Source organism: Streptomyces sp. NPDC039465 (assembly GCF_055639315.1).
Map to the genome: position 1 here is coordinate 262565 of NZ_JBVKAP010000007.1, position 12917 is coordinate 275481.

Here is a 12917-nt window from a genome sequence, read left to right on the forward strand (position 1 = left end):
TCCCCGACCCCTGCGCTGCACCCCTCGCACCCCCGTCGCCGGCCCGGAACCAAGAAACCCCGGATTCAAGAAACGCCGGAATCAAGAAACGCTAACAGCTGGGCGCCCCGGTGACCGGGGCGCCCAGCCGCGTCAGCCGAGGCGCGTCAGCTTCTTGCCGAAGCCCGGCTCGATCAGATCCTTCTTGAGGGCGACCGGCGAGCTGACCTTGCCCGTGCCCGTGCCGATCGAGATCTCCCCGACCACCGTGCCGGACTTGGCCTCGTGCGGGACGGCCTTGCCGCCGCCGTCCAGCGTCAGCTCCACCTTCAGACCCGGCCAGCCGACGGCCTTGACGTCCTTGGTGGCGATGACCGGGGTCAGTCCGCCCATGCCGTCGTCGATGTGCCCGACGACCTGGCCCTTCTTCACCACCGAGGCGGAGGTGACGTCCTTCTGGGCCGCCTGGATCAGCTTGAGGCTGTTGTCGATCGCCAGCTGGAGCTTCTCGTGCAGGACGCTGGCGTTCTGGGCGCCCATCACGACGCCGAGGATCCGGCGCTTCTTGCCGTCGACGACCGTGTCGGCGGCCCAGAGGAGATTGCCGCCGGCCGGGGTGGACGAGCCGGTCTTGATGCCGCTGACACCCGGCTCCAGCAGGATGTTGTTGTTGTTCTCGATCTGGGTGTCGATGCCGGGGACCCGGAGGTTCGGCATGTTCACGATCTCGCGGAACACGTCGTACTGCATGACCGCCTTGCCCAGCTTCAGCTGGTCCTGCGGGGTGGAGACGGTCGTCTTCTCCAGACCGCTGGGGTCCGTGTACGTCGAGCCGGTCATGCCCAGCTCCTTGGCGGCAGCGTTCATCTTCTCGACGAACTTCGCCTCGCTGCCGGCGTCCCAACGGGCCAGCAGCCGGGCCACGTTGTTGCCCGACGGGATCATCAGCAGCTGGAGGAGCTGCTTCTGGGTGTACTTCTGGCCCTCCTTGATGGGGGCCGTCGACTCCGAGGGACGCTTGGCCTCGTCACCGGCCTTGGCGTCGACCTCGATCTTGGGGCCGGTCGCCTTCCCCTTGATCGGGTGGTCGCGCAGGATCACGTACGCCGTCATGGTCTTGGCGACGCTGGCGATCGGCGCGGGCTTCTGGGCGCCGTACGTGCCCATGCTGCCGACGCCCTCGACCTCGACCGCGCCCTGGCCCTCGTCGGGCCACGGCATCTTCAGCTCGCCGCCCTCGAAGGTGAACGTGGGGGCGGCGGTGAGGGTCAGCTTGGGGGTGGGCAGCGGCCGGACGGCCTGTGCGACCGCGAACACGATCAGCAGCAGGACGACGAGGGGCGTCCAGATCTTGAACCGCCGCGTCACGGTCCGGATCGGGGTCTGCGGCGGGGGCGGGGTGTTGGTCAGCTCGGCCAGCAGGTCGAGCGGGGGCAGCGGCGGCAGCGGCTGCTGCTTGGTCCGCTCGGCCTCGGTGAGCGAGGCGGGTACGTGCGCCGCGGGCGCGGCGGGGGCCTCCGTGGGCGCCGGGGCCGAGATCCGTACGGGAGCCGGGCCGGCGGGCTTCGGGGCGGGCGCCTTCGGGGCGTCGTCGGTCCGCAGCGGGACGAACGTGCTGGGGCGAGGAGCCGCCTCGTCCGGGTCCTTCGGCTTGGCGGGGGACTTCCGGGCCTCCGCCGCCTCGTCCGGCGTGACGATCTTGAGGGCGGTGGTCGGCTGATCGACGACCGGCGGCTTGATGGCCTTGAAGACCGTCGTCGGCTGGTCGACCGGCTCGTCGTCGGCCGCCTCCTTGGCGGGAGCCTTCGGCTCGTCCTTCGCGGCCCCGGAGGGTGCGTCAGAGCTCTTGGCGGGGGCCGGGACGGCCACGACGGGGGTCTCGACGGCCACCGAGGCCCCAGGCGCCTCGTCGGCCTCCGCGGGCTCGCCGGGCTCCTCCGTGGCGGCACGATCCTGCACTGCCTCACCAGCGGTTTCACCGGCGGGCTCGGCAGCCTCCTCGGCCTCGTCCTCCGCCGTCTTCACCCACGCGGCGACCGCCTGACGCAGCCGTGTGTCACCTTCGGCAGCGGCCTCCGGCTTGTCGTCGGTCTCGGGCTCGGGCTCGGCCTTGGCACCAACCTCGGCCTCGGCCTCGACGTCAGCCTTGGCCTCCGGCTCAGGCTGCGGCTCCGGCTCCGGAGCGCGCGGGGACACGGCCTTGAAGACGGCCGTGGGCTGGTCCACCTGAACCGCCGTCGTGGACACGGCCGGGGAGGAATCCGATTCACGGAACACGGAGACCCGCGGATCCCGTCCGCCCGGAGTCGTCTCCCCCGACGACTTCTGCTGCTCCGACTTGTCGGGGGACTCGCCCGCCACCGTGCCTCCTTCATGCGTCATCAATTCGCTGCTGCCGGACGTACTGCCGGTCGCGCTGTCCGAACCATCTCTCAGTGTCCTGTGTGAGCGCTTGGCCCCCGTGCTAGACGAGAACGACATAGCTGACGGTTCCCGCACAAAGCACCCAGGCGCTCTCGACAGACCAATGTGAGAGGGGTCACCCTGTCATTCATCCACGCGGGGAGGCATGGATGGGCAGGAGCCGCAGAACAATTCCGGAGGAGCTTCTGCTGCTCGCTCTGGACCCGGCCACGGGTACCACAGCGCAGCCGCAGTCGCTCGACCTCGGCCTGGCCGGAGCACAGCTAGTGGAGCTGGCTCTGGCAGGACGGATAGCCCCTGACGGGGATCGTATCGCCGTGGTGATGCCACGGCCGACCGGAGATCCGACTCTGGACTCCGCACTGGAACTGCTGCGCAGGCGCGGCAGCCCGGTACGGGCCGTCCACTGGATCGGTGGACCCCGACTGGGGCTCCGCCAGATTTACCTCGCTCATCTGGAGCGGTGCGGCATGGTGCATGCCGTGGCGGGCCAGATGTGCGGAGTGCTGCCGACGACTCGCTACCAGGCGACGGACACGGCCATCAGCCGGGACATCAGGGCCCGGCTGGACAGTGCGATCCGCACCGGCGTACCGCCGGACCCGCGGACCGCGGCGCTCGCCGCGCTGGCCCACGCGGTCGGTCTCGGCAAGCACCTGTATCCCGGGAACGAAGGGCGCTCGTCGCGCTCCCGCCTCCGGGATCTGATCAGGCACGACCCCATGGGCGGTCTCGTGGCGCACGCCGTGATGGACGTCCAGAACGGTGTGGCCGCGCAGCCGCGCCGTACCCAGGCCTCGACCGGCGGCCGTCAGGCGGCCGTGCCGATGCCGTCCCAGTCGCGTCACGGCTCGATGGCCCGGGTCGCCGCGCACTGACAGCTCCACCCAGCTCCACAGCTCCACACACCCCAGCAAGCCGGCACACCGCACCGCCGTACCGTCGTCGTCCCCAAGACCCGGTTCGGGAGCCGCACAGGCGCGCGGGGCAGTCACACAGGCTGCCCCGCGCGCCCGCGCGTGTGGCCATTTCCCAGCGCGCCCCACACCTTTGGTGGCAGTCTGCTGAGACGTAGATACGCAGAGCTACGCCAGTATCAGCAGTAGCCAGCAGCCGGAGGTGCAGTTTCCGTGGCGTCCAATGTCAATCCCACCGTCAGGCGACGCCGTTTGGGCCAGGAGTTGCGCCGCCTTCGCGAGCTCAAGGGCATGACGGCGGAGGAGGTGGCCGAGCGCCTGCTGGTCTCCCAGTCGAAGATCAGCCGCCTGGAGAACGGCCGTCGTTCCATCAGCCAGCGCGATGTGCGCGATCTGTGCGGGGTGTACGACGTCGAGGACCATCGCATCGTCGATTCGCTGATGCAGATGGCGAAGGACTCCCGCCAGCAGGGCTGGTGGCACGCGTTCGGCGACATCCCGTACAGCGTCTACATCGGCCTGGAGACGGACGCGGCCTCGCTACGGGTGTACGAGTCGCTCATCGTTCCCGGTCTGCTGCAGACCCGGGAGTACGCGCAGGCGGTGATCGAGGGGATGTGGCCCGAGGCCACACCCAGCGAGATCGAGCGGCGGATCCAGATCAGGCTCAAACGCCAGGACCGCCTGAAGGACCCGGTGAACCCGCTGCGCTTCTGGGCGGTCATCGACGAGGCACTGCTGCGACGCGTCGTGGGCAATCGGCAGATCATGGTCGATCAGCTGGAGCACCTGGCCGGGCTGAGCGAGCAGCCGCATGTGACGCTCCAGGTCCTGCCGTACTCGGTCGGCGCCCACCCCGGCATGTATGGCAAGTTCGCGATCCTCGAGTTCCAGGAGACCATGGACGCCAGCGTGGTCTACCTGGAAGGCGTCACCAGTGACCTGTACCTGGAGAAGGCCAACGACGTTCAGAGCTACGCGATCATGTACGAGCACCTGCGCGCCAAGGCTCTCAGTGCGGAACAGTCGCGGGAATTCATCTACGAGGTGAGGGAGAGCTACGTCGAATGACTCCCCGCCTCACATGGGGGCGCGCACGATACACCTCAGCCAGTACGGCTGAAAAGTACTCGATGGGCTATGCCATCCGGACGGGTGAAGGGGCCCTGTATCAAGCGATGTTGCCGCGTAGCGTCGAGGCAGCAGCGCTTGGGGTCACCACCCCCGGCAACCCGGCACAACCATCGGAGTCACCATGCTGATCAGGCATCACACGTTGACGGACTGGACCAAGTCCTCCTACTCCGCGGTCAACGGAGACTGCGTGGAGGTTAAGGCGGCGAACAGCACCACGATGCTGGTACGCGATTCGAAGGTCGCGCACGGCGCCACGCTCGGCCTCACGGCAGAGGCGTGGTCCACCTTCCTGAGCGACGTCGTCCGAGGCACCGGGAGCAGTGCCTGACAGCGCTTCCGTTAGCTCGGCTACCGCAGCACAGCAAGCGACAAGCCCTCTCGACCGGTCCGCCGTCCTGGCCGAGGGGGCTCGGCTATGCCCGCAGACGGTCGACGTGGCGGTCCGTGCCCGGCACCGTCGGGATGAATGGCGCCACCAGCTCCACCCGCCCCCGCTCCCCCACGGAGAGGCCGATGAAGTGCGCCTCCCAGCAGTCGCGTGGATCGCTCTCCAAGAACCAGAGCAGGGTCAGCCTGGTGTCCACCCCCTCGACCTGCTTCACGTAGGTCATCCGGTCGCCGGGCAGCGGGGTCGGGCGGAAGACGGTCACCACCGCGGCCGGTGAGCCGGCCAGCAGCCGCGGCAGCTCGCGCGAGCGCAGCCACTCCAGGAGCTCCGCCCGGCGCCCGGCGTCCTGGGCGTCGACGACCTGGAGGACCAGGCCCGCGTACGGATGGTCCAGCGCGTGGATGTCGCGCGGACCGGCCGCGCCGTCGCGGTAGACGGTGGCCTCGTGGTCCTGGAAGGCGGTGAAGACATGGGTACGGGCCTGGTGGACCCGGCCGTCCCGGTTGAGCCGCTTGTTGATGCCGACGGTCCACTTCATGTGCTCGTCGTAGCGGCCTTCGGTGATCCAGTACGTGGAGAGGTAGCAACCGGCGGTGACCGGCTGGGTGATCGCGGACTTCTCGGGGTAGCGCAGCTCCTGGAGGTCGCGGGTGGCGACCCAGCGGCGTCCGGCGAATATCCAGGGCATGGCCATCGCGCCCGCGTAGTAGTGGTCGTCCTCGTACCAGCGGTTGTAGGCGTACTCCTGGCCGGGATGCGGTTCGACCATGGTGATCAGGGCGTGGCCGGGGCGGACGCCGTACGGGCCGACCGCCGCCAGCTCCGCGTACACCTCACTTCGCGTGTCCTCCGTCATGGCCACTCATTCCCTTCCCAAGTCGGTGACGGAGACTTACTCTGACGGGTCGTCAGATGATTGGCCAGAGTCGGGAGGCGCCGGATGCTGCTCCAGGGGAAGACCGTCGTCGTGTCCGGGGTCGGCGCCGGGCTCGGCCATCAGGTCGCGGCGACGGTGGTGCGGGACGGCGGCAACGCGGTCCTCGGCGCGCGCACCGAGGCCAATCTCGTGAAGACCGCCCACGAGATCGACCCGGAGGGGCGCCGCACGGCCCATCTGGCCACCGACATCACCGACGAGGGCCAGTGCACGGCGCTGGCCGTGCTGGCCGTCGAGCGGTTCGGCGGGATCGACGCGGTGGTCCATGTCGCCGCCTGGGACTCGTACTTCGGCGGGATCGAAGACGCGGACCTCACCACCTGGCAGGGAGTCCTTGACGTCAATCTGCTGGGGACGCTGCGGATGACCAGGGCCTGCCTGCCGGCGCTCAAGGAGCGGGGCGGATCGGTGGTCATCATCGGCACCCAGTCGTCGGTGGCCGCGCCCTCGCAGGTCCGGCAGGCGGCGTACGCGGCGTCGAAGGGCGCGCTGACCTCGGCGATGTACTCGATGGCGCGGGAGTTCGGCCCGCACCGGATCCGGGTCAACACCGTGCTGCCGGGCTGGATGTGGGGCCCGCCGGTCCAGGCGTACGTACGGTTCACCGCGGACACCGAGGGTGTACCGGAGGCGGAGGCGCTGGCGCGGCTCACCGAGCGGATGGCCCTGCCGGAGCTGGCGACCGACGGCGACGTGGCGGAGGCAGCGGCCTTCCTCGCCTCGGACCGGGCCCGCGCCATCACGGGCCAGTCGCTGCTGGTGAACGCGGGAGAGCTGATGCGCTGATCCTCCGCCGTCACTGACGTTCTCCTAGAGGCTGCGGGCGGTGATGTTGCCGTAGGAGGTGGTGGCGTCGATGTTCAGGGTGGCGGCGGGGCCGGCGGTGTTGTTGAGGGTGTTGTGGATGCGGCCGTAGGCGGTGCCGGCGTTCAGGGTGGCGGAGACGCCGCGGGCGGCGCCGACGGTGATGTCGCCGTGCTCCGTCTTGAGGGTGAGCGTGCCGCCGACGGCCTCGGCGATGCGGAGGTCGCCCTTCCGGGTGCTGATCTCGGCGGGGCCGGTCAGGCGGCCGACGGTGATGTCGCCGGCCTGGAGGGTGAGGCGGGCGCCGACGGTCTCGTCGAGCTTGACCGTGCCGTGCGCGCTCTCGACGGTGACGTCGCCGAGGCGTCCGACGCCGCGGAGTTCGGTGGTGGCCGCCTTCGCCTCGACGCGGGAGCCGGTGGGCAGCTGGATGGTGACCTCGATGGATCCGACGGCGCCGAGGATGCGGTTCTTCGGCTCGGGGACCGCGATCCGCAGGATGCCGTCGCGGTAGGTGACCTCGGTCTGCTCCGCCGTCTTGACGTCGCGGCTCTTGGCGGCGTCCGCGGGCAGGACCTCGACGGTGGCGTCGGTGCGGTCGGCGGCGATGAGCTGGATGCGTCCCGCGGGGATGTCGAGGACGGCCGAGACCGGGGCGGGGGCGTTGAACTTCTGCATGGTGGTTCTCTCCTACGTCGGTATCGCGGCCCCTTGCGGCCCGCTGCTTTCTGACAAGAGAAACGCTACGTTGCATTCACAGGCTCCGCAACCATCTCATTGCATGAGAAAGCAGAAAGCGCAGGTGAAAGCCTAGATTTCGTTGCAACAGGCCTGAAGGTAACGCAACAACCCCACCCTCGCTCGTTGCAATGAAATGAGGGTGAACGCTATGCTGGCGAGGCAGACACCACAGAACGCGAAGGAGACCCGCGATGCCGGGAGGCAGGCTCACCCAGCAGGAACGCCAGCAGATCGCGCTGGGACTGGCCGACGGCCTCGCCTACGCGGAGATCGCCCGGCGTCTCGAACGCCCGACCTCGACCGTCACGCGCGAGGTCATGCGCAACGGCGGCCCCACCGGCTACCGCGCCGACCTCGCCCACCGCGCCACCGAACGCCGCGCCCACCGCCGCAGGCAGGCCGCGCCCCGGGGGTCGGAGGTGCCCCAGCCGGCGCACGGGCGCGACGCCGACGCCGTGCGTGAGTACGAGGAGACGTTCACCACCGTCCTCATGGCGTCCGGCATGCCCAAGATGACGGCCCGGGTGCTGGCCTGCCTCACCCTCACCGACACCGGCAGCCTCACCGCGTCGGAGCTCGTCCAGCGCCTCCAGGTCAGCCCGGCGTCCGTCTCCAAAGCGGTCACGTTCCTCGACGCCCAGGGCCTGATCCGCCGGGAGCGCGACGAACGCCGCCGCGAGCGCTATGTCGTCGACGACGACGTCTGGTACGAGTCGATGATGGCCAGCGCACGTGCCACCGCCCACCTCGTCGACACAGCACGGCAGGGCGTCGGCATCCTCGGCCCCCAAACCCCCGCCGGGGCCCGCCTGGAAAACATCGCCCGCTTCGTCGACTTCGTCTCCGAAAGCATCGCTCGCGCCGCCGAACAAGCCCGCGACGTCCTCTACACGAAGCCCCCGACGCCCTCGGGCGAGAAGGACGGTCAGGCCCTCGGGTAGCGGGCCAGCCAGCCCGGCGCCGAGGCGGCCGGGCCGTGCAGGGCTGGGCCCTGGGTCATCTCCATGGCGAAGTCGTCGGCGAGTTCGAGGACGGTCGGGCGGCCCTCCAGGTCGGCCAGCCAGGCCGGCGGCAGCGCGGTCTCCCCGTGCAGGGCCCCCAGCAGCGCACCGGTCAGCGCCCCGGTCGCCGCGGAGGGCCCGTCGTGGTTCACGGCCAGCCGCAGACCGTGGCGTACGTCCTCGCCGACGAGGGCGCAGTAGACGGCGACGGCCAGGGTGTGTTCGGCGAGGGCGGGGTCGCCGCCGCAGAGCGCGGCGATCCTGCCGGGGCCGGGGATGCCCTGCCGTACGGCACCGAGGGCCTGCTGCAGCGCCTCGGTGACGGGCTCGTGGCCGGGGCGCGGGGCCAGCTGGGCGAGGGCCCGCTGCACGGAGCCGTCCACGGTCTCGCCGCGGGCCAGCCCGTGCACGATCACCGCGAAGGCCCCGGCCGAGAGATACGCGGCGGGGTGACCGTGGGTCTGGGCGGCGCACTCGACGGCGAGCTGGCACACCAGCTGCGGCTCCCAGCCGACGAGCAGCCCGAAGGGCGCCGAGCGGACCAGGGCGCCGGAGTCCCGGGCGCCGGGGTTCTTGGGGGCGTCGAGGGTGCCGAGGATCTCGTCGCCGAGGCCGCTGAGGCAGGCGCGGGCGGGGTCGCGGCGGGCGTAGAGCCACTCCTCGCGGGCGAGCCAGCCGTTGTCCTTGCGGCGCTCGTCGGGGCCCCAGTCCCGCTGGGTGGCCGCCCAGCGCAGATGGGCGCGGTGGACGTCGGTGGGCGGATGCCAGGCGCCGGTGTCGCGGCGGACCTGGGCGCGTATGAGTCCGTCGACGGTGAACAGGGTCAGCTGGGTGGCGGCGGTGACGGCGCCGCGCCGGCCGTAGGCGGGAGCGGGGTCGGCGAGACCTTCCGGGCCGTGGGCGGCCCGGATCTCCTCCAGCGTGAGACGGTCGACCGCGGCCCCGAGGGCGTCGCCGACGGCCCCGCCGAGGAGGCAGCCCCGGACCCGGGACCGGAAGTCCTGCTGCTCGGCACGGCCCCAGACGGCCGTGGCTGCTGTGGTCACTGCGCCCCCTCCGCGGAACGTAAGTCTGGCCGCACTGTAATGGACCCGTCCGTACGCGCGTACGCCTCCGGGGCGACCCCGGCTCCGCCGCGCGGCGGAGGCGTACGGCACCGGCGGCTGACGCGGCCCGGCCCCGAGCGCAGCCACGATCGGGGGCAGTCACGCCTCTCGATCGGAGATCCACCATGCTGAAGACGACCCTTCGGGCCGCCACGCTGCTGGCGCTGGTCGCCGCCGTCGCGGCCCCGGTCGCCGTGGCGGCCCCCGCGCACACTGAGCCTCCGGCTCCTGCCCCGACAGCGATCACGACGTCCGTCCTGAAGGGCGAGGGCCGGCTGGACTACCCCGTCCGGGACGAGGAGATCCGCGTCGCCGTCGACGCCCGGACCCGCTACGAGGGCGATTCGTCGTTCTCCGTGGGCTCCCGCGGCACCTTCCGTATCTCCCACTCCTTCCCCGCGCGGGGCGGCAAACCCGCCGTCACCCACTGGGGAGAGTTCAAGGTCGACTGTCTGCGCACCGGCGGCCCGACCGCCACCGTGACCGGGATCCTCGTCCGCAGCAGCCCCGACCACCCATGGCTGAGCGAGCTGGACGCGAACCCCCGGATGGGTCTGAGCTTCTACGTCCCGGGGAAGGGCAAGGACAAGGCCCGCGTCGGGATCGCGCCCGCCGCCGCCAAGGGCGAGCCCATGCTCACCCCGTGCATGGCCCCGGCCGCCGACAACAAGATCGTCGCCGGCGGCTACACCCTCAAGGACCGGATGCCGGCCAGGGACTAGTCCACCAGCGGCAGCAGCTGCGGCAGATGCCCGTCGGAGGCCCTGGCCGCCGCCACCCGTTCCGCCGGGACCTCGCCGTAGAGCGTGGTCCGCGGCCGGGACGGGCAGCCCGCCGCGTCGGCGATGGCGGTGAGGTCCTTGACCGAGCGGTACGAGCCGTAACTGGAGCCCGCCATCCGGGAGATGGTCTCCTCCATCAGCGTCCCCCCGAGGTCGTTGGCGCCGGAGCGGAGCATCTCCGCCGCGCCCTCGGTGCCCAGCTTCACCCAGCTGGTCTGGATGTTGGGGATGTGCGGATGGAGCAGCAGCCGGGCCATGGCCGTCACCGCGCGGTTGTCGCGGTCGGTCGGGCCCGGCCGGGCGATGCCGGCGAGGTAGACGGGCGCGTTGGTGTGGATGAACGGCAGCGTCACGAACTCGGTGAAGCCACCGGTCTCCTGCTGGATGGCGGCCAGCGTGCGGAAGTGGCTTAGCCAGTGGCGGGGCTGGTCCACATGCCCGTACATCATCGTGGAGGAGGAGCGGATGCCGAGCTCGTGGGCGGTCTTCACCACCTCGATCCAGGTCGCCGTCGGCAGCTTGCCCTTGGTGAGGACCCAGCGGACCTCGTCGTCGAGGATCTCCGCTGCCGTGCCCGGGATCGAGTCGAGTCCGGCCTCCTTGGCGGCGATCAGCCACTCCCGGATCGACAGGCCGGTGCGGGTCGCGCCGTTGACGACCTCCATCGGGGAGAAGGCGTGCACATGCATGCCGGGCACGCGCTCCTTCACTGCCCGGGCGATGTCGAAGTAGGCCGTGCCGGGCAGGTCGGGGTGGATGCCGCCCTGCATGCACACCTCGACGGCGCCGACCTCCCACGCCTGCTGGGCGCGGTCGGCGACCTGGTCCAGGGAGAGGGTGTAGGCGTCGGCGTCCGTGCGGCGCTGCGCGAAGGCGCAGAAGCGGCAGCCGGTGTAGCAGACGTTGGTGAAGTTGATGTTCCGCGTGACGATGTACGTGACCTCGTCGCCGACCGCCGCCCTGCGGACGTCGTCGGCGATCCGGGTCAGCGCGTCGAGGGCGGGACCGTCCGCGTGGAGCAGGGCGAGGGCCTCGTCGTCGGTGAGCCGGGTGGGGTCGTCGGCGGCCGTGGCGAGCGCGGAGCGTACGTCGGTGTCGATCCGGGACGGCACCATGCCGGGCGCCGCCTGCTCGCGCAGGGCTTCCCAGTCGCCGTACACCTCGTCGAAGTCGTCGCGCCGGTCGGACGTACGGCCCTCGGTGTCGATGGTGCGGTGCAGATCGACCCGGCCGGTGGCGGTGAAGCCCTCGTCCGGCTCCTGCCAGGGCAGGCCGCGTACGGGAGCGTCCGGGACGGCCAGGCCGGTGTCCGGGTCGGCGAGCGCGCGGACGTGCGGCAGCAGGCGGGGGTCGAGCCAGGGCTCGCCGCGCAGGACGAACTCGGGGTAGACGCAGAGCCGTTCGCGCAGCTCGAAGCCGGCCGCCGCCGACTGCTCGGCGAGGGCGTCGATCTGCGGCCAGGGCTGCTCGGGGTTCACATGGTCGATGGTGACCGGCGAGACGCCGCCCCAGTCGTCGATGCCGGCGCCGATGAGCCGGACGTATTCGCCGTCGACGAGGTTGGGCGGGGCCTGGAGATTGCCGGAGGGGCCCATGATGTGCCGGGCGACGGCGACGGTGGCGACCAGGTCGTCCAGCTCCGCGTCGGGCATGCCGCGCATCGCCGTGTCCGGCTTGGCGCGGAAGTTCTGGATGATCAGTTCCTGGATGCCGTGGTACGAGCGGGCCGTGCGGCGCAGCGCGAAGAGCGACTCGGCGCGCTCCTCGTAGGTCTCGCCGATGCCGATGAGCAGCCCGCTGGTGAAGGGGACGGAGGAGCGTCCGGCGTCCTCCAGGACGCGCAGCCGCACGGCCGGTTCCTTGTCCGGTGAGCCGTGGTGGGGGCCGCCCGGCTCGGACCACAGGCGGGTGGCGGTCGTCTCCAGCATCATGCCCATGCTCGGCGCGACGGGCTTGAGCCGCTGGAAGTCGGTCCAGGTCATCACCCCGGGGTTGAGGTGCGGCAGCAGCCCGGTCTCCTCCAGGATCCGGATCGCCATGGCCCGTACGTACGCGATGGTGTCGTCGTAGCCGTGCGCGTCCAGCCATTCGCGGGCCTCGGGCCAGCGGTCCTCCGGCTTGTCGCCGAGGGTGATGAGGGCTTCCTTGCAGCCCAGGTCGGCGCCGCGCCGGGCGATGTCCAGGACCTCGTCCGGCGACATGAACATCCCGTGACCGGCGCGGCGGAGCTTGCCGGGGACGGTGGCGAAGGTGCAGTAGTGGCACCGGTCGCGGCACAGCCGGGTGAGCGGGATGAAGACGCTCTTGGAGTACGTGATGACCCCGGGGCGGCCCGCCGCCGCCAGACCCGCGTCCCGCACCCGGGCCGCGGACGCGGTGAGGTCGTCGAGATCCGAGCCGCGCGCCTGGAGCAGCACCGCCGCCTCGGTGACGTCGAGCGCGACACCGTCCCGCGCGCGCTTGAGCGCGCGCCGCATGGCGTTCGCCGTGGGGGCGTTCGGCCCGGTCGGGGACCCGGTCGGGGTAGTTGTCATTCTTCAGAGCATACGAGCGCGGTCCGTCGGCGGAACCGGTGGCGTGTTCCGGCCAATGTGCGGAAGAGCCGCAGAAGTCTGCGTACTCCGCGACCCATACTGAATGCCGCTCCGGGCCCAGAGCAGTGGAACTCCTCGCATGCCTTCCATGTCGCCCATCGACGGAA

The 12917-nt window shown here is 71.0% G+C and carries 11 protein-coding genes; 6 read left to right on the forward strand and 5 right to left on the reverse strand.

Translation table 11 applies throughout. The features are described 5' to 3' along the window. Window positions 1–132: 132 nt before the first annotated feature. On the reverse strand, window positions 133–2361 hold the full coding sequence (locus tag ACZ7LT_RS23980) for a D-alanyl-D-alanine carboxypeptidase family protein (RefSeq protein ID WP_471238132.1): 2229 nt from the start codon (window positions 2359–2361) through the stop codon (window positions 133–135). Between the two features lie 191 nt (window positions 2362–2552). On the opposite strand from ACZ7LT_RS23980, the gene ACZ7LT_RS23985 reads away from it, so the two are divergent. The 3 genes from ACZ7LT_RS23985 to ACZ7LT_RS23995 all read left to right on the forward strand — a co-directional run bounded on the left by ACZ7LT_RS23985 (window position 2553) and on the right by ACZ7LT_RS23995 (window position 4785). Then, window positions 2553–3281, forward strand: a complete 729-nt coding sequence (locus tag ACZ7LT_RS23985) for a GOLPH3/VPS74 family protein (protein ID WP_471238133.1) — start codon at window positions 2553–2555, stop codon at window positions 3279–3281. A 252-nt stretch (window positions 3282–3533) separates the two neighbouring features. Further along, window positions 3534–4391 carry a helix-turn-helix domain-containing protein gene (locus ACZ7LT_RS23990; protein WP_471238134.1) on the forward strand — a complete coding sequence of 286 codons (858 nt, stop codon included), beginning with the start codon at window positions 3534–3536 and terminating at the stop codon, window positions 4389–4391. Between the two features lie 184 nt (window positions 4392–4575). Then, a complete protein-coding gene (locus ACZ7LT_RS23995) occupies window positions 4576–4785 on the forward strand; it encodes a DUF397 domain-containing protein (RefSeq protein WP_471238135.1) in 210 nt (69 codons plus the stop codon). Between the two features lie 85 nt (window positions 4786–4870). Here the strand turns inward: ACZ7LT_RS23995 and ACZ7LT_RS24000 are convergent, their stop codons facing one another. Further along, a complete protein-coding gene (locus ACZ7LT_RS24000) occupies window positions 4871–5701 on the reverse strand; it encodes a hypothetical protein (protein ID WP_471238136.1) in 831 nt (276 codons plus the stop codon). An 84-nt stretch (window positions 5702–5785) separates the two neighbouring features. Between ACZ7LT_RS24000 and ACZ7LT_RS24005 the strand changes: the two genes are divergently transcribed. Beyond that, entirely contained in the window at window positions 5786–6568 is a 783-nt protein-coding gene (locus ACZ7LT_RS24005) for an SDR family oxidoreductase (protein WP_471238137.1), read from the forward strand. Window positions 6569–6592: 24 nt separating this feature from the next. Here the strand turns inward: ACZ7LT_RS24005 and ACZ7LT_RS24010 are convergent, their stop codons facing one another. Beyond that, on the reverse strand, window positions 6593–7264 hold the full coding sequence (locus tag ACZ7LT_RS24010) for a DUF4097 family beta strand repeat-containing protein (RefSeq protein WP_471238138.1): 672 nt from the start codon (window positions 7262–7264) through the stop codon (window positions 6593–6595). Window positions 7265–7518: 254 nt separating this feature from the next. Between ACZ7LT_RS24010 and ACZ7LT_RS24015 the strand changes: the two genes are divergently transcribed. Next, the gene (locus ACZ7LT_RS24015; RefSeq protein WP_471238139.1) at window positions 7519–8268 is read left to right on the forward strand and encodes a GbsR/MarR family transcriptional regulator; all 750 of its coding nucleotides are present in this window, start codon (window positions 7519–7521) and stop codon (window positions 8266–8268) included. Here ACZ7LT_RS24015 and ACZ7LT_RS24020 read toward each other — a convergent pair. Beyond that, the gene (locus tag ACZ7LT_RS24020; protein ID WP_471238140.1) at window positions 8253–9374 is read right to left on the reverse strand and encodes an ADP-ribosylglycohydrolase family protein; all 1122 of its coding nucleotides are present in this window, start codon (window positions 9372–9374) and stop codon (window positions 8253–8255) included. The two genes, ACZ7LT_RS24015 and ACZ7LT_RS24020, sit on opposite strands and share 16 nt — an antisense overlap. Before the next feature lie 185 nt (window positions 9375–9559). Between ACZ7LT_RS24020 and ACZ7LT_RS24025 the strand changes: the two genes are divergently transcribed. Further along, complete coding sequence (locus tag ACZ7LT_RS24025) at window positions 9560–10156, forward strand: hypothetical protein (protein WP_471238141.1); 597 nt, start codon at window positions 9560–9562, stop codon at window positions 10154–10156. Here ACZ7LT_RS24025 and ACZ7LT_RS24030 read toward each other — a convergent pair. After that, on the reverse strand, window positions 10153–12750 hold the full coding sequence (locus tag ACZ7LT_RS24030) for a bifunctional FO biosynthesis protein CofGH (RefSeq protein ID WP_471238142.1): 2598 nt from the start codon (window positions 12748–12750) through the stop codon (window positions 10153–10155). The genes ACZ7LT_RS24025 and ACZ7LT_RS24030 overlap by 4 nt on opposite strands. Window positions 12751–12917: the final 167 nt, after the last annotated feature.

Coding starts and splice junctions, on each gene's coding strand:
- ACZ7LT_RS24000 (WP_471238136.1), bottom strand. CDS start 5,701: ATGACGGAGGACACGCGAAGTGAGGTGTACGCGGAGCTGGCGGCGGTC.
- ACZ7LT_RS24025 (WP_471238141.1), top strand. CDS start 9,560: ATGCTGAAGACGACCCTTCGGGCCGCCACGCTGCTGGCGCTGGTCGCC.
- ACZ7LT_RS24015 (WP_471238139.1), top strand. CDS start 7,519: ATGCCGGGAGGCAGGCTCACCCAGCAGGAACGCCAGCAGATCGCGCTG.
- ACZ7LT_RS24005 (WP_471238137.1), top strand. CDS start 5,786: ATGCTGCTCCAGGGGAAGACCGTCGTCGTGTCCGGGGTCGGCGCCGGG.
- ACZ7LT_RS23985 (WP_471238133.1), top strand. CDS start 2,553: ATGGGCAGGAGCCGCAGAACAATTCCGGAGGAGCTTCTGCTGCTCGCT.
- ACZ7LT_RS23995 (WP_471238135.1), top strand. CDS start 4,576: ATGCTGATCAGGCATCACACGTTGACGGACTGGACCAAGTCCTCCTAC.
- ACZ7LT_RS23980 (WP_471238132.1), bottom strand. CDS start 2,361: ATGACGCATGAAGGAGGCACGGTGGCGGGCGAGTCCCCCGACAAGTCG.
- ACZ7LT_RS24010 (WP_471238138.1), bottom strand. CDS start 7,264: ATGCAGAAGTTCAACGCCCCCGCCCCGGTCTCGGCCGTCCTCGACATC.
- ACZ7LT_RS24030 (WP_471238142.1), bottom strand. CDS start 12,750: ATGACAACTACCCCGACCGGGTCCCCGACCGGGCCGAACGCCCCCACG.